General features: G+C 62.4%; 24 protein-coding genes. 9 read left to right on the forward strand and 15 right to left on the reverse strand.

Features of this window, described 5'->3' with window-relative positions; translation table 11 throughout:
• Positions 1-41 precede the first annotated feature (41 nt).
• The 3 genes from C6Y62_RS12805 to C6Y62_RS12815 all read left to right on the forward strand — a co-directional run bounded on the left by C6Y62_RS12805 (position 42) and on the right by C6Y62_RS12815 (position 4,338).
• Positions 42-2,219: a TonB-dependent receptor plug domain-containing protein gene (locus tag C6Y62_RS12805; protein ID WP_173954230.1), complete on the forward strand. Its 2,178-nt coding sequence runs from the start codon at positions 42-44 to the stop codon at positions 2,217-2,219.
• Between the two features lie 161 nt (positions 2,220-2,380).
• Positions 2,381-2,917, forward strand: a complete 537-nt coding sequence (locus C6Y62_RS12810; RefSeq protein ID WP_173954231.1) for a hypothetical protein — start codon at positions 2,381-2,383, stop codon at positions 2,915-2,917.
• Between the two features lie 215 nt (positions 2,918-3,132).
• Positions 3,133-4,338 carry a cytochrome-c peroxidase gene (locus tag C6Y62_RS12815; RefSeq protein ID WP_173954232.1) on the forward strand — a complete coding sequence of 402 codons (1,206 nt, stop codon included), beginning with the start codon at positions 3,133-3,135 and terminating at the stop codon, positions 4,336-4,338.
• A gap of 105 nt (positions 4,339-4,443) precedes the next feature.
• On the opposite strand, the gene C6Y62_RS12820 is transcribed toward C6Y62_RS12815, so the two are convergent.
• The 4 genes from C6Y62_RS12820 to C6Y62_RS12835 form a co-directional block, all read right to left on the reverse strand.
• A complete protein-coding gene (locus C6Y62_RS12820; RefSeq protein ID WP_173954233.1) occupies positions 4,444-4,977 on the reverse strand; it encodes a YidB family protein in 534 nt (177 codons plus the stop codon).
• Between the two features lie 61 nt (positions 4,978-5,038).
• Complete coding sequence (locus C6Y62_RS12825; RefSeq protein WP_173954234.1) at positions 5,039-5,953, reverse strand: hypothetical protein; 915 nt, start codon at positions 5,951-5,953, stop codon at positions 5,039-5,041.
• Positions 5,954-6,123: 170 nt separating this feature from the next.
• Positions 6,124-8,907: a transglycosylase domain-containing protein gene (locus C6Y62_RS12830; RefSeq protein WP_173954235.1), complete on the reverse strand. Its 2,784-nt coding sequence runs from the start codon at positions 8,905-8,907 to the stop codon at positions 6,124-6,126.
• 373 nt (positions 8,908-9,280) lie between these two features.
• Positions 9,281-10,225 (reverse strand): N-acetylmuramic acid 6-phosphate etherase, encoded by a 945-nt coding sequence (locus C6Y62_RS12835; protein ID WP_173954359.1) that lies wholly within the window; start codon positions 10,223-10,225, stop codon positions 9,281-9,283.
• An 87-nt stretch (positions 10,226-10,312) separates the two neighbouring features.
• Here C6Y62_RS12835 and C6Y62_RS12840 point away from each other — a divergent pair, with 87 nt between their 5' ends.
• The gene (locus C6Y62_RS12840) at positions 10,313-11,230 is read left to right on the forward strand and encodes a glucosamine kinase nucleotide-binding domain-containing protein (RefSeq protein WP_173954236.1); all 918 of its coding nucleotides are present in this window, start codon (positions 10,313-10,315) and stop codon (positions 11,228-11,230) included.
• An 18-nt stretch (positions 11,231-11,248) separates the two neighbouring features.
• Here C6Y62_RS12840 and C6Y62_RS12845 read toward each other — a convergent pair whose 3' ends face one another.
• Complete coding sequence (locus C6Y62_RS12845; RefSeq protein ID WP_173954237.1) at positions 11,249-12,172, reverse strand: pirin family protein; 924 nt, start codon at positions 12,170-12,172, stop codon at positions 11,249-11,251.
• Between the two features lie 96 nt (positions 12,173-12,268).
• Here C6Y62_RS12845 and C6Y62_RS12850 point away from each other — a divergent pair, with 96 nt between their 5' ends.
• Positions 12,269-12,994: an SDR family NAD(P)-dependent oxidoreductase gene (locus C6Y62_RS12850; protein WP_173954238.1), complete on the forward strand. Its 726-nt coding sequence runs from the start codon at positions 12,269-12,271 to the stop codon at positions 12,992-12,994.
• Between the two features lie 174 nt (positions 12,995-13,168).
• On the opposite strand, the gene arsC is transcribed toward C6Y62_RS12850, so the two are convergent.
• Both arsC and C6Y62_RS12860 read right to left on the reverse strand, forming a co-directional pair.
• Positions 13,169-13,516 carry an arsenate reductase (glutaredoxin) gene (gene arsC / locus C6Y62_RS12855; protein WP_173954239.1) on the reverse strand — a complete coding sequence of 116 codons (348 nt, stop codon included), beginning with the start codon at positions 13,514-13,516 and terminating at the stop codon, positions 13,169-13,171.
• A 2-nt stretch (positions 13,517-13,518) separates the two neighbouring features.
• A complete protein-coding gene (locus C6Y62_RS12860; RefSeq protein WP_173954240.1) occupies positions 13,519-13,893 on the reverse strand; it encodes a carboxymuconolactone decarboxylase family protein in 375 nt (124 codons plus the stop codon).
• Between the two features lie 244 nt (positions 13,894-14,137).
• Between C6Y62_RS12860 and C6Y62_RS12865 the strand changes: the two genes are divergently transcribed.
• From C6Y62_RS12865 to C6Y62_RS12875, 3 genes are all read left to right on the forward strand, one after another.
• Positions 14,138-15,055, forward strand: a complete 918-nt coding sequence (locus tag C6Y62_RS12865) for a DNA polymerase ligase N-terminal domain-containing protein (RefSeq protein ID WP_173954241.1) — start codon at positions 14,138-14,140, stop codon at positions 15,053-15,055.
• A 42-nt stretch (positions 15,056-15,097) separates the two neighbouring features.
• Positions 15,098-15,736: a DNA-3-methyladenine glycosylase gene (locus C6Y62_RS12870; RefSeq protein ID WP_173954242.1), complete on the forward strand. Its 639-nt coding sequence runs from the start codon at positions 15,098-15,100 to the stop codon at positions 15,734-15,736.
• Positions 15,737-16,416: 680 nt separating this feature from the next.
• Entirely contained in the window at positions 16,417-18,489 is a 2,073-nt protein-coding gene (locus C6Y62_RS12875) for a S8 family peptidase (protein WP_173954243.1), read from the forward strand.
• Between the two features lie 353 nt (positions 18,490-18,842).
• On the opposite strand, the gene C6Y62_RS12880 is transcribed toward C6Y62_RS12875, so the two are convergent.
• From C6Y62_RS12880 to cbiE, 5 genes are read right to left on the reverse strand one after another with little or no spacing between them, the layout of a single operon-like run.
• Positions 18,843-20,186, reverse strand: a complete 1,344-nt coding sequence (locus C6Y62_RS12880) for a cobyrinic acid a,c-diamide synthase CobB (RefSeq protein WP_173954244.1) — start codon at positions 20,184-20,186, stop codon at positions 18,843-18,845.
• A complete protein-coding gene (cobA, locus tag C6Y62_RS12885) occupies positions 20,183-20,965 on the reverse strand; it encodes a uroporphyrinogen-III C-methyltransferase (RefSeq protein WP_068463573.1) in 783 nt (260 codons plus the stop codon). Before cobA ends, C6Y62_RS12880 begins: the two co-directional genes overlap by 4 nt.
• Positions 20,958-21,725, reverse strand: coding sequence for a precorrin-4 C(11)-methyltransferase (cobM, locus tag C6Y62_RS12890; protein ID WP_068463571.1), 768 nt, complete (start codon positions 21,723-21,725; stop codon positions 20,958-20,960). The genes cobA and cobM overlap by 8 nt, the downstream gene beginning before the upstream one ends.
• Positions 21,722-22,126: a cobalamin biosynthesis protein gene (locus tag C6Y62_RS12895; RefSeq protein WP_173954245.1), complete on the reverse strand. Its 405-nt coding sequence runs from the start codon at positions 22,124-22,126 to the stop codon at positions 21,722-21,724. The genes cobM and C6Y62_RS12895 overlap by 4 nt, the downstream gene beginning before the upstream one ends.
• Positions 22,102-23,370, reverse strand: a complete 1,269-nt coding sequence (gene cbiE, locus C6Y62_RS12900; RefSeq protein WP_173954246.1) for a precorrin-6y C5,15-methyltransferase (decarboxylating) subunit CbiE — start codon at positions 23,368-23,370, stop codon at positions 22,102-22,104. Before cbiE ends, C6Y62_RS12895 begins: the two co-directional genes overlap by 25 nt.
• On the opposite strand from cbiE, the gene C6Y62_RS12905 reads away from it, so the two are divergent.
• Positions 23,369-24,127 (forward strand): cobalt-precorrin-6A reductase, encoded by a 759-nt coding sequence (locus C6Y62_RS12905; protein ID WP_173954247.1) that lies wholly within the window; start codon positions 23,369-23,371, stop codon positions 24,125-24,127. The two genes, cbiE and C6Y62_RS12905, sit on opposite strands and share 2 nt — an antisense overlap.
• Here the strand turns inward: C6Y62_RS12905 and cobJ are convergent.
• Genes cobJ through C6Y62_RS12920 form a run of 3 tightly spaced genes read right to left on the reverse strand, consistent with a single transcriptional unit; the run spans position 24,115 to position 26,260 of the window.
• Entirely contained in the window at positions 24,115-24,876 is a 762-nt protein-coding gene (gene cobJ, locus C6Y62_RS12910; protein WP_173954248.1) for a precorrin-3B C(17)-methyltransferase, read from the reverse strand. The two genes, C6Y62_RS12905 and cobJ, sit on opposite strands and share 13 nt — an antisense overlap.
• Entirely contained in the window at positions 24,873-25,631 is a 759-nt protein-coding gene (locus C6Y62_RS12915; protein WP_173954249.1) for a precorrin-2 C(20)-methyltransferase, read from the reverse strand. The genes cobJ and C6Y62_RS12915 overlap by 4 nt, the downstream gene beginning before the upstream one ends.
• Complete coding sequence (locus C6Y62_RS12920; protein ID WP_173954250.1) at positions 25,628-26,260, reverse strand: precorrin-8X methylmutase; 633 nt, start codon at positions 26,258-26,260, stop codon at positions 25,628-25,630. Before C6Y62_RS12920 ends, C6Y62_RS12915 begins: the two co-directional genes overlap by 4 nt.
• Between the last annotated feature and the right edge of the window lie 8 nt (positions 26,261-26,268).

Genomic DNA, 26,268 nt, shown 5'->3' on the forward strand with positions numbered 1-26,268 from the left:
TTGCGTACGCGGTGCTATGTAGCGCCGCGATGGGTGTCCTGTTGTCTGATGCTATCGCGCAGGAAGCGCCGGTGACGGCGGCAGGTGATATTTCGGCTTCGGAAGCAACACCACTTCCGCCATTGGACGTGACGGCGCCATCGCAGCCGATCGTCAAGCGCAAGGCCAGGAAATCACAATCGAGCGGTTCGGGCAGCGCTGTAGCTGCGTCCGATGGCATGGACGAAGGCATCGGCCTTGAGGACACGGCCGCACCGCCGTCCGTCTTCACGCTCGGCCAGAACAGCATGATCGGCGGCTCGACCGTCGGCAGCGAAGCCATCTGGACCTTCAACAAGCTCACGCTCGATCAGGCCGTCGCCATGGCGCCGGGCGTATCGATGAGCAACCTTGGCGGTTCGCGCAACGAACGCGACATCTTCGTGCGCGGCTTCGACCGTTGGCGCGTGCCACTGACGATGGACGGCGTGCGCATCTATCTGCCGGCCGATAACCGTCTCGATATGAACCGCTTCCTGACGCCCGATCTGGCCGAAATCCAGATCGAAAAGGGCTACGTTTCGGTGCTCAACGGTCCGGGCGGCATGGGCGGCGCGATCAACCTTGTCAGCCGCAAGCCCACCAAGGCATTTGAGGCCGAGGCCCGCGTTGGCGTCGTGTTCGATGGCGATCTGGAAGGCCGCAACGCCGTCAACAGCTACGGCATGATGGGTACGCGCAAGTCAGAAGGCTATGCGCAGATCAGCGGCACCATTGTCAGCCAGGATCACTGGAATCTGTCTAACGACTTCACGCCGACGCCGTACGAGAATGGCGGTCTGCGCGATAATTCGGAGACTGAGGATTGGCGCATCAACGCCAAGATCGGCTACACGCCGAACCCAACCGACGAATACGCCATCAGCTACACGTCGCAGGCCGGTTCCAAGAGCGCACCGCTGCATATCGAAGGCGGTAACCGCTTCTGGAAGTGGCCGACTTGGGACATCACCAGCCTTGCGGGCTTCTCGCACACCAAGATCGGCGAAGCGTCCTATGTGAAGTCCAACGTCTATTACAACCAGCTCAACAACAATCTGCGATCGTTCGACGACGCAACGTATACGACCCAGGCGCTCGGCCGCGGTTTCAACAGCTGGTACGACGATTTCGCCTATGGCGGCATGATCGAAATGGGCACGCAGCTCATTCCGATGAATACGCTCAAGGGCTCGGTGCACTATCGCCTCGATAACCACAGCGAGTACGATCACAACCGCCCGGATCACTCCAGCGGCTATATCGAGCCGAAGCAGGAAACCGAAGAGCGTAACTGGTACTATGCGCTTGAGAACACGTTCCACGCCACGTCCTGGCTCGACATCGTCGGCGGCGTCAGCAAGGACCACGCACGCCTGTTGAAGGCTGAGAAGTTCAACAGCACAAAGCGGCTCGTCGAAAGCTATCCGACGGGTGAGGGTGAAGCCTGGAACTGGCAGTCGGCGATAATCGCTCGCTACAGCGACACCGGTAAGGTGCACGCCAGCGTCTCCAACCGCACGCGTTTCCCGAATATCTTTGAGCGCTTCTCGACACGCTTCGGCACCGCCGAGCCCAATCCGGATCTCAATGCTGAAGAGGCCCGCAACTACGAACTGGGCTGGAGCGACACGTTCAATCGCCGCCTGCGTTTGTCCGGTGCGGTCTTCTACAGCGAGATCGACAATGCAATTCAGTCGGTGCTGGTCAGAAGCTATCAGGACAGCAACGGCAGCACTGTGCAGGTGACGCAGAACCAGAACGTGGGTGACGGCACGCACAAGGGCATCGAACTTGCGGTCGACTATGACCTGATGCCAGGCCTGCGCGTTGGCGGCAACTACACCTATCTGCGCCGCGATATTCGCGATCCGTTGCGGCCGGGCCTGAAGTCTGAGAGCACACCGGAGCACGAGGGCTTCGTCTATCTGGCCTGGGATGCGATGTCGAACCTGACCATCACGCCCAGCCTGGAACTGGCGAGCGATCGTTGGAGCCTGGCAAGCCAGGGCGCGGACGCCAATCAGTTCATACAGATCGGCTCCTACGCCCTCGTGAACCTCAACGTCGAATACCGCGTCAACGAGATCTTCTCGGCCTCCGTTGGCGGTCGCAACCTCACCGACCAGAACTACATGCTGGTTGAAGGTTTCCCGGAGCCGGGTCGCCAGTTCTTCGCCAACGTGCGCGCAAGATACTGATCGATCCCGCCTCAACTGAGGTGCCGGCGCATGACACCCCGTCCATGCGTCGGCACCTTCTTTGTTCACAAAGCGCTGATTGACCCGCAAAGGCTTTCAGTGCCGCTGCATGCTAAACGTTCCTCTGCGCTCCCCCGGCGCATACCTTGCGGAGATAGACAATGCGCAACACCAACAAGCCCACCGTTTCCATGCTCGCGCTATCGGCGCTGCTCGCTGGCGTTGCGATCGCAAGCCCTGCCATCGCAGATGAAGGCTGCAAGGGCTTCAAGTGGCCGGTCGATACCGAGGTTGGTTGGCTGAAGGCTGACGATCATCTGCAGATCAAGAGCGGCGCTGAGATCGATCCGCAGCCGACGCGCGCAATTACGCTTGAGCTTGAGCCGGCTAAAGATGTGAAGATGCCGGTGGCCGCCGGTGTGAAGCCGCAGGCCATTGGCGCGGGCACGTTCTCGGGCTGGTTCACGCTGCCGGCCGGCGTGAAGCCGGGCATCTATCAGGTTTCGCTGTCAACCAACGGATGGCTGGATGCCGCCCAGAATGGCCAGCTCATTCGTTCGAACGGGTTCACCGGCCGCCGTGAATGCGATGTGATTCACAAGAGCGTGCGGTTTGAGCTGGGCGAAGGCCCGGTAACGATCCAGATCAGCGGCGCACCTAAGCAAACGGTGCTGGTAACCTTCAAGGCGGCTGAATAAGGCGCTCCAAACGGCGTACCCCTCGGTTCTGCTATGCGCCCTGCGATGCTTCGGCGCGTGAATTGTTGCCGCCAAGGCGTTATGACATGTTGCGGCGGCGGAAGGCTGAATTGCCTCCGCCACTTAAAGGCCAGGCGCTGGGAAACGGGGCAACACCGGCTGTGCCATTGATCGAAGTCAGCAAAAGCGTCGGACTGTTGCGCGGCGGGTGGCGGATGCGTTTGGCCCATCCCGTGCTCGGGATGACGGTGGTTGCCATGCTGGCTTCGCTGTTCGGTTATCTGCTGAGCGGTTCGGTCCATTCGCAAACGCCCGGTCCACCCATCACCTCCGTTGAGGCGTTGGGCAGCGAACTGTTTGGCGACGTCAATCTTTCCCTGAACCGATCGCAGGCCTGCACAAGCTGCCACTCGCCCAACCTCGCGTTCACCGATCCGCGCATGGCGCCGGAGGTCGGCGGCGCGGTTTCGCTTGGCGGCGATGCAAAGTCTCTGGGTGAGCGCAACTCCCCGACCGTCACGTACGCAGCGCTCATCCCGGAGTTTCACATCAACGCCGCCGGCGAGCCGATCGGTGGCTTCTTTCTTGATGGCCGCGCCAAGACTCTGGCGGAGCAGGCTGGCGGTCCGCCCCTCAATCCGCTTGAGATGGGCATGCCTGATAAGGCCAGCGTGGTTGAGCGGCTGAAGGAAAATCCGCGCTACGTCGCCGCCTTCAACGCGCTGTTCGCGCCCGGCGTTCTGAATGACGTGGAGCGGGGCTATTCGGCCATGACGGCGGCGATCGCCAGGTTTGAAAGCACACCTGAATTTTCGACGTTCGATTCCAGATACGATCGCTCCTTGCGCGGCGAGGTGAAACTGACCGACCAGGAAGAACTGGGGCGCGTGCTGTTTTTCTCTGAGCAGTTCACAAGCTGCAGCGAGTGCCACAAGGGCAATATGTTCGGCGGCACCGAGAAAGAGCTATTCAGCAACTTTGAATTTCACAACATCGGCGTGCCCGCCAACGCGGCGCTGGTTGCCGCCACGGGACGCAGCCCGGATCTCGGCCTCGCCGCCAATGCACATCTTGCAGCCGCAGATGGCAAAGCTGCTTCTGTGCCTGTGTCTGCGCATCGCGGCAAGTTCAAGGTACCTACCTTGCGAAACGTGGCCGTCACTGCGCCCTACATGCACAACGGTGTGTTTGAGGATCTGCGCACGGTGGTGCTGTTCTACGACAAGTTCAACAATCGCAGCGCTGCGCGTCAGATCAACCCCGAGACCGGCAAGCCGTGGGGAGATCCTGAAACGGCTGAAAACATTTCGACGGATGATCTTGAGCGCGGCCGCGCAATGGACAACCGACGCATCGACGCGATGGTGGCGTTTCTGAAAACGCTCACCGACAAGCGCTTCGAGCATCTGATCGCGCCATAGCCATAACGGCATCGGGCGCGCCGGATGATGACCGGTGCGCCCGATTTTGTTGTTTGCTTCCGCAGGCTCTGATGCAGCTTAGCGCCCGCAAACCGTCTTTCGCGTTTAGCGTCCGCGCAGCCGCTGGCTTATGTCCTGTGGCGATGGTGCGTCAGCACCGCCACCACCTTTGGTCAGATTGTCGATCAACCCCGGCAGCGCCTTTGCCAGCTGAGACAGCAGGTCATCCTGGCTGTAGCCGGCCTTGTCCGCCATCTGCCCGACCTTGTCCTGCCCAAGCGCGTTGCCGAGATGGTCGGGTTGCACGGGTTTGTTTTCGCCCGCACCCAGCCATGAACGTACGACATCATCGAGGCCGGATGCCTGCAACTGTTCGAGCAAGGCGCCCAGTCCGGCATTCAGATCCGGAATATCGTTTTGCGATGCTGCGTTGCCGGCAGGCGGAGCAGGGATGTTGCCCGGGATAGGCAGCGGGCTCGGCTGCGCCTGCGGTGCGCTCTGCTGCGGCATAGACTGCGGAGCCTGTGCGTTAGCGTCGGTGGGGTTACCGGCAAGAAGCTCCCGGAAGACGACGATCAGGGGCTGTGGAACATCGCCGTTCTGCTGTAGCTGTCGCAACGTGTCGTCAAGAAATCCCATGATCTTTACTCCATTACACGTGTTCAGATGTCTGCATAAACGCGGGTGCACGGTGGCCGGTTCAGTGCTCGCTTAGTCGGCGGTTGCATTCGCTGTAGAAGCCGCCGCCGGCAAGGCTCCACTTGGATTCATCCATGCCCGCTGCCTTGTTCGCCACATACTGGTCGCGACAGGTCAGCATGCGCGCGCGTCCGGCGGGCAGGTGGGCATACTTGCGCGGGATCGATGAGGGGAAGATTCCCGCCGCCGTTGGCACCATGCTGCCAGCGCGGCCGGTTACCGTTGCAGGGCAGCCCGCCGAGCGGAAGCTGTTCCATGTCATGCCGCCAAGCGCATCGGCGGCTTTTGCGGCCTGATAGCGCGCGCTGCATTCCTGCTCGCTAACCTTGATATTGCCGGGCCCGGTGCTGGCCGCCTTCGCCTTTGGCTTTGTAGTCTCAGTGTCGCGCGTCGCAGGCGAGCGCACGGCTTGCTTCTGCGCCGGGGCAGCGTTCACGCCAGCAACGCAGCCTTCAGCGCGGAAGGTGTTCCACGTCGTGTTGCCCAAAGTGCCGTCCTGTTTAGCGGCGCGATAGCGGGCGCTACACTCAGCCATGCTTGGCCCAGTGGCATCGGCTTTGACGCTTTTCGGCGCTTTCGTTTCGGCGCTCTTTGCCGACTTGAGCACGTCCTTGCCGGCATCTTTTGCCGCCGCCTTTGCATCCTTGCCCTTGGCAGGAGCCCGCTTTTCAGCGGCCTTTTTCGGCTCCTTAGCCGGTTTCGTCGCCGCCTGCGGTTTTACCAGATCCATCGTCGCGCCAGCGGCGCACTCGGCGGATCGGAACTGGTTCCAGTTCATATCGCCAGCCGCGCCGGATTTCTGCGCCGCTTTATATTTGGCGCTGCATTCTTGCATCGTCAGCGCGCTTGCCGGCGCCGCGAACACGAACAGCGCAATGCTTGCCGTGCCAGCGGAAAAGATACTGCTAATGCGCATTTCAAACCTCGCTTTCAAACGGCGTAGCCGGAAACTCAGTTAGCGGTGACGGACGTACGCAGCGTAAGCTTGGCGATAGGTCCGTGTGCGAATGAACGTCCGTTGCTGTTGTCCTTGCCAGAGCAGCGCCTCGCCTCTTCCGCCGAGGAGGCGAGGCGCATTATTTTTGCTCAGCGGCCGAAACTGCCGCGGAACACATCGTTTGCAGATCCGCTGCTGCCGCTCACCCGCGTGGTGTAACCGCCGCCGCCGCCACTGCTACGTGCGCGGCTGCTGCCGGCTGATCCGCGGGAGGCGGTACGACGCTTGGATGTGGCCCGGTTGCCGGATGCAGCCTGGCGCGAGCTTGAGCTGGAATTAGCGCTCGATGGACGCTCCTGCGAGCGGGCAACCGTTGCAGGCGCCAGGTGATCGCGGCCCTTGTCGATATCCTTCCACTTGCCTGCCAGAGCCAGCGATATGCGCTTCTCATGCCCGTACACATCCTTCGCCGTTTGCACGTCGCCATTCTCATCGACGCTCGCGGTGAAATAGGTGATGTGGACCGGAATGTGATGCTCAAGCTGGACGCCGTTTTCCTCAGGCGTGCCCTTCAGCAGCGCCTGCACGGTGTCAGCATCCCAACCTTTGTCGTACTGCAGCAGAACTTCAGCCAGCGTCACCGGATTGCGGACGCGGATGCAGCCATGGCTGAAAGTCCGCTGGGATGAATTGAACAGGCTCTTGCTAGGCGTGTCGTGCAGGTAGACAGCATGCTTGTTCGGGAAGGTGAATTTCACCTTGCCCAGCACGTTGCTGGGGCCTGGCGGCTGATAGATATCGTAGTTGCGGATATCGGATCGCGACCAGTTCACCTTGCTCGGATTCACAACCTTGCCGTTGCGGATCAGCTTGAGACCATTGCTGTAGAAATAGCCGCCGCCCCGTTGCAGGCTCGGATACACCGTCTGCATCTTGATGGACGGGGGCACTGTCCAGCGCGGGTGGAAATAGATCGTCTCGATGTCATGCGAGAAAATCGGCGTCTGCGTGCTGGTCGTGCCGACGACAACGCGTTCCTCGTGCACAACATTGCCATTGTGCACAACCTGCACCTTATAGTCCGGCACGTTCACCCACACGTGGGTGTCGCCGAGGTCATCAGGCATCCAGCGCCACTCTTCCATGTTCGCCAGCAGAGCCTGCGCCGTCACCTTCGGGCTCTCGTTGAAGGCCCTGCGGGTGCGCCAGGTTATCGTGCCGTTGGCCGGTGAAACGCCCTTGCGTTCCTGGTACTTCTTCACCGCCTCCACAAGTTCGTCGTCATAGAAATATGGATCGCCGCCGCGGAGCGGAACGCCAAGACGCTCGCGCACCAGAGCAATGTCGTCGTGCGTTGTGCCCGGTCGCATCACGTTACCCTTGGCCGGGATACTCACCGTTGCGGTCTTGTCGCCTTCGCGCAGCGCCAGATACTGTTGACGCAGACGCTGGAACTGCTGGTGCTGCGGATGCAGCTTTTGCAGAAAGATATCGGGCACACCGCTCGCCGCGATATCGGAAATGACCAGATACGGCGGCTTTAGCTGCGGCTTGCGATCCAGATACGAACTTAGCTGCGTAGCCGGATCTTCAATGCGGCCACCACGAGCGTGACGGGCATACTTCAGGATCGCAAGTGACAGGCCAACTTCTGCCGCGGCCAGCTGATTGGCATCCATCTGTTCGGCCATTGCAGGAGACAGCTGCGGAATGTCGAATTCGGCTGCGTCCAATCCCCAATCGCCGGCCCGCTTCAGTTCATCGATGGCGGCTTCCGCGCCGCGCGTCCATCCCTGGCGTGTGGTCCACAACGGCTTGTCGCGTGCTGAGTAGAACATCCACAGCGCGTTGCGGTCTTCCTGTGTCGCATCGTCAGCGCGCTGCTCGTGCAATTGCTTGCGCACATCAAGCACGATCTGTCTCTCGGAGCCGACGAAGTAATTTGATTTTGGCGGCTCTATCGGTGCCGCGATCGCGGGCGTAGCGACAAAATTTATGCCGAGTGTGAGCCCCGCGAAGAGACTGGCGACGTTGGGTGATGGCTTCGGTAGCGGCATTGGAGGCATCTGGGAACTCTCAGCGGCAAGGGGTTCAAGGGCAGCGATGCGCGCTTCTTCGGGCGTGATGACACCTGCAGCAGCAACCGTCTTCAGCACGAAATTGCGCGCGCGGCGGGCGGCCTTGGCGTGCCTGTCGAGGCGACGGGCTTCCGGGGCCTGGGGCAGGGCAACGAGCAACGCGGCCTCGCTGATGGTGAGGCTCTTGGGCTCCTTGCCGAAAAGTTTTTGAGAGGCTTCCTGAACGCCTTTGATGCGTCCGCCAAAAGGCGCCAGGCCGAGATAGAGGCTCAGGATTTCACGCTTCGTCAGCGTCATCTCAAGCTGAATGGCGCGCAGGATCTGCTGCGTTTTAACGGATGCAGTACGTTTGTATTTGTTGTCGAGCAGCCGTGCGACCTGCATCGTCAGGGTGGAGCCGCCGGTTATGATGCGCTGTGAGACGACGAGATCGCGTACCGCCCGCACAAGGCCAACCGGATCAATGCCGTAGTGAGAATAAAAGCGGCGATCCTCGAACGTGAACAGCATCGCCAGATAACGCTGGTCCACTTCGTTGGGGTCAAGCGCGATAGCCATCGGCTTGGGCGCGGATGTTCCGTTCCTGGCGATCAACGCGCTGCGATCGGTAGTCGACGGACGGAAATGCGCGATTTTGGCCAGAGGTGGCGGCCCAAGATTTATCAGCGCGATGCGCAGCGCAATGTAGGCAATGAGCAGCAGGGCGACGACGGTCAGCACAGCAGCCATCACATAGCGCACAATGCGATTGCGCAGGGCATTGCGTAAAAATGAGCGAAAATTTTCGGATGCCTGGTCGGTCAGTGTCTGTGGCTCGATGCCAACAAAGTTGCCCGCCTCTGTGCGTTCCGACATCGCGCCCTCGCCGTCCCAATCGGAGCTGCTGCTCCACCCCGCACAAGCCACATATGCGGGCAGGGCTATCAACAGTCATTGCGCGGGGGATCACAATCGAAACGCGAAAAGCGCGTTTACGCGCGCCAAACCGTATTGGCGCGATTTAATTCATAGAGAGATGAAGTGTTTCTCAGATTTTCATAACAACGCACAGGGCTGGTCATGTGCGTGGGTGCTGGCCCGCCAAAAAGCCTTATGGTTGGCTGCTAAACGTGCAGTCGTGGCGATGGCCGCCAGCACATAGGGCACGTGCATGGCGGCTGGGATAGCCGCACAAACTCTCACCATCAGATGAATATCTGTTCGCGGAGGTTGGTGGAGCAATGCGTGTTCAGCGCGGAGCGTGTGCTCTGGTCGAGCGATGCTCGTCGTCGTCTGAATGGTCAGCAGTTTGCTTCGCTAGGTGATCGATCGCGTCGCCCAATCGGCCGCCCACCTTTGTGAGGGCGAGCTCTGCTTCAGCCAGATCATAGCCCTGCAGCAACAGCACGGCGAGCTTCACGCTGCCGTCTGCACGGTCGAGCGCTTCTGAAACCACCGCGCCATGCTGGCCGGTCAGATGTGCAACCATGCGCTCGCGTCGCTTGGCAAGCTTGGCGTTGCAGGCCTGCACTTCCACCATCATGCCGCGATAGACGCGGCCCAGGCGGATCATGATGAGGGTGGACAAAAGGTTAAGCGTTATGCGCTGCGCGGTGCCAGCATTCATCCGCGTAGAGCCGGCTATCGGTTCGGGGCCGGTCGCCAGATAGATCGGATGTTCGGCATCGGTCAGCAGCGGTGTATCGGGGTTGTTCGCGATGCCGACAGTCAATGCCCCGCGTGCACGCGCTGCACGCAAACATGCCAGCGTGAACGGCGTCGTGCCGCTGGCCGCTACACCGATCAACACGTCGGCTGCGGCAACGCCATGTTCCGCGATCAGTGCTTCGGCGCGATCAACGTCGTCTTCCGCGCCCTCGACCGCTTGCGTCATCGCAACGTCGCCGCCGGCCAGCAGCAGCAGCAGGCGTTCTTTTGGCCAACTGAAGGTCGGCAGCAGTTCCGCGCCGTCCTGAACTGCCAGACGGCCCGAAGTACCCGCTCCCGCATAGATCAGACGACCGCCGTTGCGCAGGCGCGCTTCAATCGCCAGTGCCGCCTGCTCAATGGCGCCGCGGGCTTCGCGTACCGCTGCAACCGACGCCAACTGACCATCGATCATTGCGTCCAGAATGTCGCCGGGCTGCCAGATATCAATGTTCGCGTAGCGCGGGCTTAACTGTTCCGTATTCATGTCAGGCAGCAAACGCTCCGGGCCACAGTCGTCGACGTCTATACTGGTCATACCTACATAACGTAGGTGGACGGAAAGTGGCATCCAATGGGCCAAACGACGTTACTGCTTGGTGTCGATGGTGGCGGAACCGGTTGCCGGGCCCGATTGACCGATCTCGATCTTAACGTCCTGGGCGAAGGCACCGCCGGTCCGGCCAACATCCGCATTGGCTTAAAGGAAAGCATTGCGGCGGTAATGCGTGCCGCCGAGGCCAGCTTCGATGCAGCGGATCTGGTTCCAGGTGATGATGTCAAAGTCATCGCCTGCCTGGCTCTGGCAGGCGCCAGCGAGCCGAGCTGTCTGGCTGCGGCGCGCACATGCAACTTTCCATTTGCCCAAACCGTTCTCACCACCGACGCGCACGCGGCCTGCATCGGCGCCCACGGTGGCAAAAGCGGCGGCATCATCATCATCGGCACCGGCAGCATCGGCTGGGGCTTCGCCGCCGGACAGGATTATCGCGTCGGCGGCTGGGGCTATCCGATTTCGGACGAGGGCAGCGGTGCATGGCTGGGCGGTGAAGCGGTCCGCCGTACGCTGTGGGCCTATGACGGCCGCGCGCCCTGGAGCGATCTGTTAAAGCAGGTTCTGGGCCGCTTCGATGGCGATCCGCACGCGGTTGTCCGCTGGACGGCGCACGCGCAGCCGCGCGATTACGCGACGTTCGCTCCGCTCGTCATCGAACACGCAAAACGCAATGACCCGGTCGCGCATGAAATCCTGCGCGCAGCCGGTCAGCACATCGATGCCATTGCCGCGCGCCTCAATGTGTTGGGTGTGCCCAGGCTGGCGCTATCTGGCGGCCTTGCACCGTTGATGAAGCCGTGGCTATCGGCGCAGACGCGCGCGTTACTGGTGGAGCCGCAGGGAGATGCACTGAGCGGTGCCCTACAGCTTGCGCGCGATGCGGCGTTGAGTGCGCATGCCGGCTATCATTTCGCTGCGGTCGAGCGTTCAGCCTGACAATCGCGTCTGCATCAACTAAGGTTTGTCCGGCAGCGGAATAAACTCCTCCGTATCACCCGGAACGGGTGCAAACCGCTTCGCCTTCCAGTCTGCTTTTGCCGCGTCGATGCGATCCTTCGACGACGATACGAAATTCCACCAGATGTGGCGCGGACCGTCCATCGGCTCGCCGCCGAGTACGATCAGCCGCGCCTGCGATATGGCGAGCACCGAGATGCGATCGCCCGGGCGGAATATAAGCAGTCGTCCGGGGCCGAATATGTCGCCTGCGATATCGATTTCTCCGGACACGACAAATATCGCGCGCTCGTCATAGTCGGGATCAAGCGGCAGCACGGCACCCGGCGCCAACACGGCTTCGGCATAAAACGCCGGGTGTGGGAACTCCGCCGGCGACGTCTGTCCAAACATCTGGCCCATCACCAGCCGCACGGTTTTGCCTTCGCCACTGATGCGCGGCAACCGAGCGGCGTCGAAGTGCTCGAACGTCGGTGCCCGTTCCTCGTGCGATTTGGGCAGCGCCGCCCAGGCCTGAATGCCGAACAGGCGTGGTCCCCGCACGCGCTCATCGCCCGGTGTCCGCTCCGAATGAACGATGCCAGAACCCGCCGACATGAGATTGAGCTCGCCCGGCCTGATCACCATTTCGGTGCCCAGGCTGTCCCGGTGCATGATCTCGCCATCAAACAGATAAGTCACCGTTGCGAGGCCAATGTGCGGATGCGGCCGCACATCGATGCCGTTGCCGATCAGAAATTCTGCCGGACCCATCTGGTCGAAGAAAATAAATGGCCCAACCATCTGCCGCGCCGCCGAGGGCAGGGCGCGCCGCACCGAAAAGCCGCCCAGATCATGGGCTCGCGGTACGATGATGTGCTCAATGGCGTCGCAGCTGTGAGCATCGCCCGGTACGGGGTCATCAGCAGGAAGGTGGCTCATTTGCAAACTTCGCTCCTTGATCGGGCGGTGACGGTGACACCGCCTCAATGTATAGCTCGTTGCCGTTCCCGATAGTCCAAGACAGGAAAAGAGCAAATGTCAGCCAATCTGCACGGCAAGGTGGCCATTGTCACCGGCGTCAGCAACGAAGGTCAGGTCGGTCAGGCCGTCGCCCGCGCCTTGGCCGCCCGGGGTGCATCGCTCGCCATCTGCGCGCGCACCGAGGCTAATGTTGTGGCACGCGCGGCGGAGTTAAAGGCCGAAGGCGCCAACGTCATTCCCGTCGTCGCCTCGCTCACCGATGAGGCGCAGGTCAAGCGCCTTGTTGACGAGACGCTTTCAGCGCTGGGCCGCATCGACATCGTTGTCAACATTGCAGGCGGCCTCTCCGTCTACAAACCCTCCGCCGAAGTTGCCGTGGACGAGTGGACGCGGGAAGTAAACAACAACGTGCTGAGTGCGTTTCTCGTCACCCGCGCGGCGTTCCCGCACATGGCCAAAAGCGGTGGCGGTTCCATCATCAATTTCGCCCGTGCTGGCAACGCGCAGGCCAACATGCTGCCCTACAACGTCGCCAAGGCCGGTGTCGTCGCACTGACGCGTACGTTCGCGCTTGAGGGCAAGGATGCGCATATTCGCGTCAACGCCGTGGCGCCGGGGCTCGTCGATACCGGATCGAACGTTGCGATGATGCAGCCGAAGGATACCAGCAACTGGGCCAAGCGCGATGAGATCGCCGACGCGGTTGCGTTCCTCAGCGGCGATCAGTCAATCGGCATCACCGGGCAGGTGCTGGAAGTAACCGGCTGGGGTTACGCCTGAGTGCTGCCATCACGCGAGCTGTAAATCTGCGCGTTCCGCACGCGATTTAAAATGCTTGCATCCCGCATTTCTGCGCGGGATGCAGGCAGCTCCGATGTCAACGATTTTTGCTGTCGGTGCCGCAATCGAGGGGAGCACTAGCGCGCGGCACCTCTGTGTTTGAAGCGTCAGCGCCTACAGTATTTCCAGCACCGATTCCGGCGGCCGCCCCAACCGCACGCCTCTGTCCGACACGACTATCGGCCGCTCGATAAGCCGGGGATGGGCCGCCATTGCCGCGATCAGTTCATCATCGCTCAACGCAGGATCATCGAGGCCCAGCTCGCCGTATAGCGCCTCCTTGCGGCGGATCACGTCGCGCGCCTTAAGCCCCATCTTTTTGATCAGGCGCTTCAGCTCGGTGCTGCTGGGTGGCGTCTTCAGATATTCGATCACATCCGGTTCAATGCCCTTTTCGCGTATCAGCGCAAGTGTCTTCCGCGACGTGCTGCACGCCGGATTGTGATAGATCGTAACCGTCATGTTCAGCCACCTGAGGTCTCGGACTTTGCCTGCCGGGCCTCGGAGAACTGGCGGAACGCATCGACAGCATGCGCCGCATACATCACCGCTGGCCCGGCTCCCATATAGATCGTCATGCCAAGCGTTTCGAGGATTTCTTCCTTAGTTGCGCCTTGCTCAACGGCCGCCTTGGTGTGAAACGCGATGCAGTCGTCGCAGCGCGTGGAAACGCCGATGGCCAGCGCTATCAGCTCCTTCGTCTTGGTCTCGAGTGCGCCGGTCTTTAGCGCCGCCTGCGCAATGCCGCCAAACGCCTTCATCACCTCCGGCGCGCCGCCGCGCATCTCGCGCAGGTTCGCGCTCAGGTCACGCGTCAGGGCGATCCAGTCGTCGGTCATATAGCTGCTCCAAGCTGCTTTTTATCTCGTTACGCTGAAAAGGAAGCCATTACCTTGCGTTGGAGCAAGCTGACTGTGACCCAGGTCACAAAGCGGGCAACGCTGACGGTGGAACGTGTGCGGCAAATGCTATCGTCCCGGTATCGAAACCGTTCACCATGGCCAATCATTGCGGTTTGGCGGTGTGAAGCCGTTCAACAAATGCCGGGACACTGACCGCAAGAGACTGCCGGAGAACACAGCAATGCCCACCAGCCTTGCCGATTATCGTTCCAAGCGCGACTTTGAAAAAACCGAAGAGCCGAGCGGCAGCCGCAAGGTGCGGACGGCGCCCTATCCGCGCTTTGTCATCCAGAAGCACGACGCCACGCGCCTGCATTACGATCTGCGGCTGGAGCACGATGGCGTGTTCAAGTCGTGGGCCGTCACCAAGGGGCCGTCGCTGAACCCGAAGGACAAGCGCCTCGCCGTCGAGGTCGAGGATCACCCGCTCGACTATGGCGACTTCGAAGGCACGATCCCGAAGGGCGAGTACGGCGGCGGCACGGTCATGGTGTGGGATCGCGGCTACTGGCTGCCGGAGGGCGATGAGGACATCGACAAGGCGCTGGCCAAGGGCGAGCTGAAATTCGTGCTTGCCGGCGAAAAGCTCAAGGGCAGCTACGTGCTGGTCCGCATGAAGGGCGACCGCTATGGCGGCAAGCGCAACAACTGGCTGCTGATCAAGCATCGTGACGACTGGGCGAACGACGACGGCGATGCGGCGCTGAGAGAAGATCGCTCAATCGCTTCGGGCCGCACGATGGAGCAGATCGCCAACGGCACCGGCAAGGCGCCCGCGCCGTTCATGCTCGGCGGATCGAAAAAAGCATTCGACGCTGACGCGGTCTGGCACTCCGTTGCCAAGGCCCGACAGCGCGACGCGGAGACATCCGCAAAGCCTGCCCGGAAAGCGCCGGTTGCCCGCAAGCGGAGCCCGTCAGCAACGACGGCAGCTACAGCTTCAGCGACAGCTTCCGGCACTACCGCGAAAGCGCCCCGCAAAGCGGCTGCTGCCGCAACCAAACGGGCGGCCCCGGCAAAGAAAGCTGTAAAGTCGCCGCCGAAGAAAAGCGCTGCCGCCCGCAGCGCACCTGCCCGCAAGGCAGCGACAAAGCGCTAGCTGCGGTTTTCACGCCGTCCGCCGTCGTCTATTTTCGCAGGCATGGATCAGCTCGCCCGCAACCTCACACCGCCGACCGCCGGCTTCGCGCCGCTGGCGCGCGCCGATCTGCCGCCTGCAACAATCCCGCTGGCTCGTTTTCTCATCGGCAAGCTGTTGGTTCGCCGCTGCGGTGAGGGGCTCCGCGTCGGCCGTATCGTCGAGACCGAAGCCTATCCGCCCGGCGATGACGCATGCCATGCCCGTAGCGGCCGCACCGCGCGCAATGCATCGCTGTTCCTGCCCCACGGCCACATCTATGTTTATCGCGCCTACGGCACGTCGATGATGCTCAACATTTCCAGTGAGGCTGAGGGTGTCGGGGCCGGCGTACTGGTCCGCGCTGTCGAGCCGTTGTCCGGGCTTGCGATCATGCGTGCCCGCCGCGGCATCGACGACATACGCCGGCTTGCGCGTGGCCCCGGCTGCCTCGCCCAGGCGTTTGATGTCAATTTCACACTCGATGGTGCCATCTACGCGCCCGCAAACGGTCTGTGGCTGTCGTCCGATGGAGCGCGCACGGCAATCGCTGCGTCGTCACGCATCGGCATCACCCGCAACGCCGATGCTCCCTGGCGCTTCTTCATTCCGGCCAGCCGCTGGGTCAGTGGCACGGCAAAACTGAACGCAAGCGGTGTCTGATCGGCCGAACGAGCGTTTGTCCAGTGTCATGATCCACAGAATGTGAATCAGCGGCGCCGATTTGCGAAATGCGGCTCAAATATCTAACCCGCGCGCGAGCCACGCATATTACCAACGCGGCAGGTGTTGTGCTGCAAAGCCTGCACGTTGGATGACAGTTGCTCGAACTGCACACTCGCTGTCGTGTGCGCTGTCAAACGCATCGATTGCGACTATTAGGCTCAGAAAATCTATATTCTCAACTCAAAGGCGAGTTTGTTCCGGGCCGATTCGTCTGGTTCGGATGAGATACGCAATAGGCTGCAACCTAGTACCGGCGTTTAGCCGGAACCGGATTTGCCGGACGTTCAGGTTGCTTCCCATTCACCGCCTTTTCGGTGGTGACGGAATGCCTCGCCTTGGCCAAGAAGCCCGGCCCCCCGTCGTCGGGCTGCGGACGCCGCTGTCGGCAATCTGTTCGATTGCCGACAGCGCGCCGGTTTTAAAAGCCCCGGTCTGCGGTTAGCCGCACGGGTTTACATTCCCCGCTGCTGTGCGTCAGCAGCTGATGCACAGGCTCATCAATGGAGCCTTGTACGATTCTGGCGAATCACAAACAGCTTGCAACGTCGGTCGGCATTTTCCGTGTGTCCCGGCGAATAATGCGCGCTCGTCAAAATCAATTTTTCTGAGACCTTCCAATGCGAAACAAGCATTCCTTCCCGCTGGCGATGGCGGCATTGCTAGGTGCCGCCTCATTTTCGGCTACAGCCAGCGCGCAGTCAGTCATGGATGCGGAATTCAACGCGCAGTGGGGCTTGGCGGCGATCAACGCGCAGTATGCGCTGGAGCGCGGCATCACCGGGCAGGGCGTCGCTGTTGGCGTCGTCGATGGCATCTTCGAGACCACTCATCCGGAATTCGCCGGCCGCATCTATCCCTTTGAGTACAATCCCAATCACCTCGCCCCGAACGCCCATGGCACGCACGTTGCGGGCATCATCGGTGCCGCCCGCAACGGTGTGGGCATGGAAGGCGTGGCACCTGATGTGCTGCTCGCGCCAATCTGGGCTTTTGACACCGACGACAATCTCGCGGTTGCATATCGCAATGCGATGAATGCCGGTGTCACAATCTTCAACAACTCGTGGGGGCTGTCGAACGAGCGCGACATCACCACTGTCACGCGTGCCGATGCTATTGCAACCATCGGACAGCCGCTGATCAGCGCGCTGTATGAAACGGTTCGCGACGGCGGCGCGCTGATCTGGGCTGCAGGCAATGCAGGCCTCGCCAATCCGGATCTCTATGCCGGTCTGCCGTATCTGTTTCCCGAAATGGTTCCGGGCTGGATCGTCGTCACCGCAGTTGACCAGAACTTGCAGAACTGGGGCGTCAACAGTTGCGGCGTCACGGCCATGTTCTGTATGGCTGCGCCCGGCGCTTCCATCTACTCCACGGTGCCCGTCGATACCTATGGCACCATGGGCGGCACTTCGATGGCCACTCCGCATGTCACGGGCGCAGTGGCGCTGGCCAAGCAGATGTTTCCTAACGCCACCGGTGCTGAACTCACCGCGCTTGTGCTGCGTACAGCAACCGATATCGGTGCACCGGGCATCGACGCTGAGTTCGGCTGGGGCTTGCTGAATGTTGGCAACCTCGTCAGCGTTTACGATGCGGCGGGTGACAGCGGCACGCTGTTCGCCAATTCCGCTTTCTCCCGTTTTGCCGCTGTCGATACGTCGATGGTGACGCTGTGGAATCGCAACGCGCAGCGCATTATGGCGCAGGCGGGCGGTTCTGGTGGTTCGGGCGTAACGGTCGCGCAGCTCATGACGCCCGCACCCACGCCACCGATGGCGCTGGGCATGGCGCCACCGCGCACCGATATCAGCAACAGCGACGCTGTTGTGTTTGGCGCCAGCTCCGGCCCGGCCATGTGGGCGCAGGGCCTCGGCGGTTATTCCCGTGTCAGCAGTTCCGGTTCCAAAGCCAGCGCATCGCTTGGTGGCGTCATCGGCGGTTATGACTTCGCGGGCAGCTCCAATTTCTCCGGCGGCGTAGCAATCGCCTACACACATTCGCGGCTTGATACACGCGGCGCCAACGACGACAGCTCGGCCGATGGCTGGCACGGCTTCGGCTATGGCACCTGGACCGAGAACCGCTGGTTCATTGATGGCATTATCGGTGGCAACTGGTTCGACAACAGCTACAAGCGCGGCGGCATTGCAGGGCTTGATAACACCGTGCTGGGTAACGCCGGCCTCGCGGGAGGATCGTCAAACAGTTCGCGCGGATTTGCAGGTCGCCTCAGCACTGGCTACCTGTTCGACGGTGGCACGTATGCGTGGATGCCATACGCTTATGCAACATGGCTGCATCAACGCAACGGAGCTGCGCTGGAAGGGGGAGCGGACATCTTCGCTCTCGCGATCAACAGCACAACGCATGACCAGTTTGAGGGCGGTATTGGCACGCGCATCGCCGCCAACGGTCTCGTCTGGCAGGCGTTCAACATCACGCCGTCCGTTGACATCGGTTACGCCCGCGTTGGTGGCGATGTTGCCTTGCCCGTCAGCTATGAATTTCTGGGCAGCGCTTTCACCGCACGGGCCAGCGACATCGGCCGCGATGTATTGCGCGTCGGCGCGCAGATCGACGTGCTGCGCTTTGATGAGATGATCGGCGGTTTCGTCGCCTACGACGGGCGTTTCCAGCAGAACGCGCAGAACAACGCGTTTTCCGGCGGACTTATCGTCCGGTTCTGATCGACGCGCCAATGGCCGCGCGAGCTAGCGCGGTTGTCCAATCAGCGCTGGCGGCTGGCTGCGCGGAGCGCAGTCGCCAGCGCAACAAACAACCACGGCCGGGTTCCCGCAGGGGAGTCGGCAAGCGCCATCAAATCCTCGCGCTCGGCGGCCGGCTCCCCGCAGGAGAGTCGCCGAGCGCCATCAAATCCTCGCGCTCGGCGGCTGGCTTCCCGCAGGGGAGTCGGCAAGCGCCATCAAATCCTCGCGCTCGGCGGCTGGCTTCCCGCAGGGGAGTCGGCAAGCGCCATCAAATCCTCGCGCTCGGCGGCCGGCTTCCCGCAGGGGAGTCGCCGAGCGCAATCAAAAGGATTCTAATCGGCTCGATCCAGCACATGGAAAAATGAGCCGGTGACGTTGCCGCGCCGCGCGCCTTGATCAGGCGTGCGCTGCCCGGAGGCGTCATGGATCACGGCATAGGGTGCATCGGGGTTCGCGATCACCGTGGTGTAGTGGAACTCATGACCGGTAAATCGCGCGCCCGGCACAGGGGCACCGTCAGCTTCCAGAAGATCCACGCGGCGATAGCCAAGGTTCAGCCGCCGCTTCTTGAATGACGTTTCAAGCCCCAGCAATCCCAGCATGGCGAAGCGCTGGCCATCCGCATCTTCAAGCCCTTCGCCTAACACCATGTAGCCGCCGCACTCGCCGTGAACAGCAGCGCCGCGCGCCGCGCCGCGGCGCATGCCGGCGCGGAAATTCGCCGCTTGCGCTAACATTCCGGCGTGCAATTCCGGATATCCGCCCGGCAGCCAGATCGCGTCGCACGCTTCGTCTGGCGCTTCATCGGCAAGCGGCGAGAACGGAATGATCTCAGCGCCCGCTGCGCGCCAGGCATCCAGCAGGTGCGGATAGAGGAATGAAAACGCGCGATCTTTCGCAACGGCAATGCGCTGGCCCGGTGGCGGCAATGGCTGCAGCGGCTTCTGTTTGCGATAGTCCGGCACGTTCAGCGGTTTCGCCAGCGCCGTCAGCCGATCGAGATCCAGCCCGTCGTTGATCGCCCGCGCGATGGCATCGATGCGCGTGTCGAGATCGGCCAGTTCCTGCGCCTGCACCAGCCCCAGATGCCGCGAGCCAAGCTGCGCATCGCCCGTGCGCGGGATGGCGCCGATCACCGGAATGTCGAGGTTGGCGATTGCTTCAGCCACCATCGCGATGTGTCCCGGTCCGCCGACGCGGTTCAGGATCACGCCCGCAATCGGCAGCCCCTTGCGATAGGTGTGCATGCCGAGCGTAACAGCGGCGGCGGTTTCGGCCTGCGCGGCGACATCCAGCACCAGCACCACCGGCCAACCGGACAGCTGCGCGAAATCCGCCGTCGATCCGGTGCCGGTCTTGCCGGGACCTTTCGCGCCGTCGAACAATCCCATCACGCCTTCCGCGATGCAAAGGTCGGCGTCGCTGCCCGCGCGCATAATCGTCTGCTCGATGAACGCGGGCCGCATCGCCCATACATCGAGGTTGTAGCTTGTGCGCCCGCATGCTGCGGTGTGAAACGCCGGATCGATGTAATCCGGCCCGCACTTGAACGGCTGCACGCCGACGCCGCGCTGATGCAGTGCGCGTAGCAGCCCCATCGTCAGCGTTGATTTACCGCTGCCGGACGCCGCAGCAGCGATGATCAATCCGCGTGGCGTTGATGGCGTCGCTGTCATGGCGCACTCCGCAACAGGTGTGGCAGCAGCACCGGCCGTAGCGCCGCGTTGCCGCCAATGATGATGATAGCAGGCGCGCCAATGCCGTTGTCACGCGCGTCCGTCACAGCGCTGGCCAATGTGGTATCCAGCGCCCGCTCGCTGTCGTAGGTCGCCGATGCGATGATCGTCACCGGTGTGTCGGCTGCAAGCCCCGCAGCCATCATCACGCTGGCGATGCGCTCCAGATTGGACATCGCCATATAGAAAATGATCGGCTGGCCGGTGCGCGCCATCGCCGCCCAGTCGCGTTCGGCCGCTTCATCCAGTGCGCGATGTCCCGTCGCCAGAATAACCGCGTGATTGGTCAGTCGCGTCGTCGCCGGAATGCCATTCAGCGCCGCCGCCGTCAGTCCGGATGTGAGGCCGGGAATGATGCGGAACGAAATTCCCGCCGCCGCCAGCGCCTGCGCTTCCTCGCCGCCGCGTCCGAACACGAACGGATCGCCGCCCTTCAGCCGCACAACCTTGCGCCCTTCGCGCGCCAGCTCGATCAGCCGCCCGTTAATGTCCGACTGATGCGGCGACGGCTTGCCGCCACGCTTTCCGGCCGAAACGATGGTCGCCTCGGGGGCGGCAAAATCCAGTATGCGGCGGTCGATCAGATCATCGTGCACCACGACATCGCCGGAGCGGATCGCGTGCACGGCAAACAGCGTCAGCAGGCGCGGATCGCCGGGGCCGGCGCCAACCAGCCAGACTTCGCCGGCATTGAACTCGGGATACGATAGATCAGTCATGCAGGCCCCTGCGAAAGCGCCGCTCATAGTCCTTGGAATAAAGCGCGCTATTGGGAAAATCGTCGCTGCCAAGTGCCGGACCGACGAGTATCAGCGCCGTGCGTTCCACCGGTCCGCTGCTCGCAAGCGCTGCGGTTATGCCGCTCAGCGTCGAACGCACAATGCGTTCATCCGGCCATGTCGCGCGATAGACAACCGCCACGGGGCAATCGCTGCCATAGTGCGGCATGAGCTGCTCCACCACTTCATCCAGCACGTGAATGGAAAGGTGCACGGCAAGCGTTGCGCCCGTTGCCGCATAAGCGCTCAGCGTTTCGCGCGGTGGCATAGTTGATGCGCGCCCCGGCGTACGCGTCAGCACAACGGTCTGCGCCACGCCGGGCAATGTCAGCTCGCGACGCAATGCAGCCGCAGCGGCAGAAAATGCGGGCACGCCAGGCGTCACCGTATAGGCTATGCCAGCGTCATCCAGGCGGCGCAGCTGTTCGCCAAGCGCGCTCCATATCGCCAGATCGCCGGAATGCAGCCGCGCGATGTCGCGCCCCGCCGCGGTTTCCTCGCGCATGATGTCGATGATGTCATCCAGCGCCAGCGGTGCGGTGTCGACAATGCGCGCATCCTGCGGGCAGTATTGCAGCAGCGCGCGCGGCACCAGCGATCCCGCATAGAGACACACAGGCGATTGTGCGATCAGGTCGCGTCCGCGCACGGTGATGAGATCGGCGGCGCCCGGTCCCGCGCCGATAAAGTGAACCGTCATCGCCCGTCTCCCGTTGCGATTGCGCAGGTTGCCATCGTGTTGGCGCTGCGTGGGGCAAGCAGGCGTGCGCCGTTGCCCGCTGCCGCCAATGCCGCTGTCTCCGCCACCGATGGAACGCCCTTTAAATTTTGCACGCGCGCGGAATTCGTCAACGCGCCGGCGCTCACGCGCTCCATCGCCTGTTGCGTCACCGGAGCAACGGCAACACCCACATCGCGCGCGGCCGCATGAATGCCCGCTTCGTGCATTTTCTCGTCCGGCACCGCCAGCAGCGCAAGCTGTGTGCGTGTCAGCCCGCTCGTACGCAACGCCATATCGATGGCCTCGACGACGACGTCGCCTGTCGCGCCGCGACGGCATCCAATTCCGGCAACGATCAGCATGGCTTCACAGCCCGCCATTGCGTCACCGGAATCGCCGCACGCCACGCCGTTAGGCTGCCCAGCTTCGATGCGCGTGCAACATCTATCCGCGTCAGCTCGCCGCCATGGCGCTGCCACGCCGCGAACAGCGCCGTTTCACCTTCCAGCGTCACCGCGTTGACGACCATGCGTCCGCCCGGCTTCAACGCCTGCCATGCCGGATCGAGCACGCCATCGCCAAGCCCGCCACCGATGAATATAGCGTCCGGCGCTTCCAGTCCTGCAAGCGCAGCCGGTGCCGTGCCATTGATGATCTGCAGCTCAGGCACGCCGAACGCAGCTGCGTTGCGTGCAGCCGTCAATGCGCGCGCGTCATTGGTCTCGATACCGATGGCGCGCATATTACGCCCCGTCAGCAACCACTCGACGGCGATAGATCCCGCGCCAACACCGATATCCCACAGCAGTTCGCCCTCGCGCGGCGCCAGTGATGACAGCGTAACGGCGCGCACTTCGCGCTTGGTCAGTTGACCGTCGTTTTCAAACAGCGCGTCGTCGCGTCCGGCTGCAAGGGTTGGCCACAATGCATCGAGATCGCCAATAACTTCCAGCGCTATGGTGTTGAGCCCATCGAAGCTGTGCGCGGCAAAGCCTTCCGTCGCGCGCGCGCTTGTCATGCGTTCATGTGCGCCGCCCATGCGCTCCAGCACGGTCAGTCGCGATGCGCTCAAGCCGCGCGCATGCAGAAGTCCACCAAGTTTTTCCGGCGTTGTGCCATCCCACGACAGCGCGAGAATGCGCGCGCCGTTGTGTAGATAGCGGATGATGCCTTCCAGCGCGCGGCCATGCAGCGAAACGGTGGTGACATCCTGCAGCGCCCAGCCCATGCGTGCGGCCGCCAGCGAAAACGCCGATGGCTGTGGCAGGCAGATCATTTCCGCCGTCGGAACGATCGCGGCAAGCTGCTTGCCGATGCCGAAATTGAACGGATCGCCCGACGCCAGCACGACAACGGGACGGCCGCGAAGACTCGCTATGACGGGATATGCATCGTCGATCGGGCGCGGCCAGGGGTGCGACTTTCCCTTGATCAGCGGTTGCACCAACTTAAGATGGCGCTCGCCGCCAAACACGATATCGGCATCCGATATGAGATGCCGTGCCGTCGGGCTCAGGCCATCAATCCCGTCCTCACCGAGGCCGATGATCGACAGCCACGGTGCCAGCGGTGGGGGCAGGGGCAACGTTTCGTCAGGCGGCGAAGCATCATCACGGGGTGTCATGCGCGTTCTCATTCTCGGCGGCACGACGGAAGCTTTTCAGCTGGCCCAGCGTCTTGCGGGCGATGCCCGTTTCGACGCCCTTTATGCGCTTGCGGGTCGTACGCAGAAGCCGCTGCTGCCCGCCACAACCTGCCGCATCGGCGGCTTCGGCGGTGTGGATGGTCTGGCGCGCTGGCTGGTGGATGAGCGCGTCGGTGCGATGATCGATGCAACCCATCCGTTCGCGGCGCAGATGTCGCGCAACGCCGTTGAAGCTGCCGCGATCACTTACGTTCCGCTGCTGAGATTGCAACGAGCTGAATGGCAACTGCAACCGGGCGACGATTGGCGCATCGTTGCGGATATGGTTGCGGCTGCTGCAGCGTTGGGCGAGCAGCCGCAGCGCGCCTTTCTTGCCATCGGCCGCAAGGAGGTGGCGGCGTTCACGGCCGCGCCTCAGCACAGCTATCTGGTGCGCGCTGTCGATGCGCCGAATGCTGAAGGTTTGCCGCCGCAGTCTCAGGTTATTCTCCAGCGCGGGCCATTTGCGTTCGCGGATGAATTGGCGCTGCTGCAACACAACCGCATCGATATCGTGGTCAGCAAGAACGCTGGCGGGACCGCGGCATACCCCAAGATCGAAGCCGCGCGTCAACTCGGTATTCCGGTGGTGATGGTCGCGCGGCCGGCCATTCCGCACGCACCCGAGTGCGCCGACATCGATGCCGCGCTTGCGTGGCTGGAGGAGTTGCTGCGCCCCGAAGCTCACTGCGGGTAATCCTCCGAGCGCGGCGTATAGACAAACGGCGGCGCGTTCTCACGCGCGATCAGCCGCGTCGTGCTGGCGCCAATGATCACCATCGTGCGCATGTCGGCGGCATAGGATGCAGCATCGGCCAGCGTGGTGATGTGCAGCTTGGCGTCCGCCGTGCCGGCGGCGCGGACGAACAGCACAACCGTTTCCGGGGCTTTCCACTGCGCCAGCAGGCCGAATGCCTGCGCCAGCTGATGCGGGCGCGCGCGCGAAGCAGCATTGTAGAGCGCAATCGCAAAGTCAGCCGTTGCCGCCGCGTGCAACCGCCGCTCGATCGTCGCCCATGACTTCAGATTGTCCGACAGCGAGATGGTGCAGAAATCGCCGCCCAGCGGCGCACCGGCGTGGGCTGCCGCGGCCAGCATCGCGGTGACGCCCGGTTCAACGCGAATGTCGAGATTGCGCCACAGCGTTTCGCCGGTCTCGATTGCTTCGAACACGGCGGCGGCCATTGCGAACACGCCGGGATCGCCACCCGATACGACGGCCACACGGTGTCCTTCGGCGGCCAGCGTCAGCGCATGGCGGGCGCGTTCCACCTCGACACGGTTGTCTGTTGCGTGCCGCCGCTGTCCGGTCACTTCCGGCACGCGGTTGATATAGGTTTCATAGCCGATCAGATCCGTGGCGTCGGCGAGCGCGGCGGATACGGCCGGCGTCGTCAGTTCCGGCGCGCCAGGACCGATGCCGACAATGGTCAGCTTGCCGCTCATAGCCTGCGTCCCTCGCCGGGTATCAGCACCATCGCGAAATAGGGGCCGATCTCGCCGTTTTGCTCGGCTAACGGCATCACGCGTTCCGCCTGCATGGTGCCGCGTTCCACGTAGACCGCACGTCCCGTCAAACCGGCGGCCTCAACGGCACGTTTCACCTTGGCGAAGTTACGGCCGATCTTCATGATGACGGATGCATCGGATCGCGATAGACGCTCGATCAATGCATCTTCCGTCAGCGTGCCGGGCATAACCGTCAGCACGTCATCGCCCCATGTAATCGGTGTATTGGCGCGCGTCCAGCAGCCGGACATGCCGGTGACGCCGGGAACGACCTCAACGGGGAAGCGCTCGCTCAGACGTCGCCACATATGCATGAACGAGCCGTAGAAAAACGGATCGCCTTCAGCCAGCAGCCCGACGGAGCGGCCCGCCTGCAATTCCGCTGCCAGTGCATCGGCGCTTGTTGCATAGAAACCGGCAATGGCACTGCGATAGGCCGGATCGCTTGCGGGAATTTCATCCGTTACCGGATATTCAAGCCGCAGTTCGTTGCGACCGTCAGCCATCAGCGGAGCAACGATGCGCCGGGCATTGCCTTCCTGGCCGCGCTTGGCGAAGAACGCAACCGTATCAACCGTGCTCACCAGTCCGGCCGCACGCAGCGTCATGTAGCGCACGTCGCCGGGCCCCACGCCAACGCCGTAGAGCGTGCCAGCCGTTGCGCCGCCTGCGATGCTTTCCAGCGTTGTCATTCTTTTTCGCTCGCCAATGCGTTTACAGCTGCGGCGGCCATCGCGCTGCCGCCCTTGCGTCCGCGCACGATCAGAAACGGCACCTCGCCGAATGCGGCCAGCGCATCCTTCGATTCTGCCGCGCCAACGAAACCAACCGGCACGCCGATGATGGCTGCGGGGCGGGGGCCGCCGTTGGCAATCATGTCCAGCAGATGAAACAGCGCCGTGGGCGCGTTGCCGATGGCAACAACGGCGCCTTCAAGCCGTGGTCGCCAAAGCTCAACGGCTGCCGCTGAACGGGTGTTACCCAGCTTGGCTGCCAGTTCCGGCACGGTGGGGTCGTTCAGCGTGCAGATGACGTCGTTGTTGGCTGGCAGGCGCGCCCGCGTCACGCCGTGCGCCACCATCTGTGCATCGCAGAAAATCGGCGCGCCACCCTGCAATGCTTCGGCGGCGGTGTCGGCGAAATCGTCCGACTGCACGATGTCCTGCGCAATCTCGACCATGCCCGAAGCATGGATGATGCGCACCGCCACCTTTTCCGCCCGTCCGTTAAAGCGCGCCAGATCCGCCTCGCTGCGGATGATGGCGAACGAGTTGCGGTAAATCTCGGCGCCGTCGCGGATGTAATCGGAGGTTTGGGTCATGATGTCGC

Source organism: Hyphomicrobium sulfonivorans (genome assembly GCF_013306565.1).
In the GTDB taxonomy this organism is placed as follows: domain Bacteria; phylum Pseudomonadota; class Alphaproteobacteria; order Rhizobiales; family Hyphomicrobiaceae; genus Hyphomicrobium_A; species Hyphomicrobium_A sulfonivorans.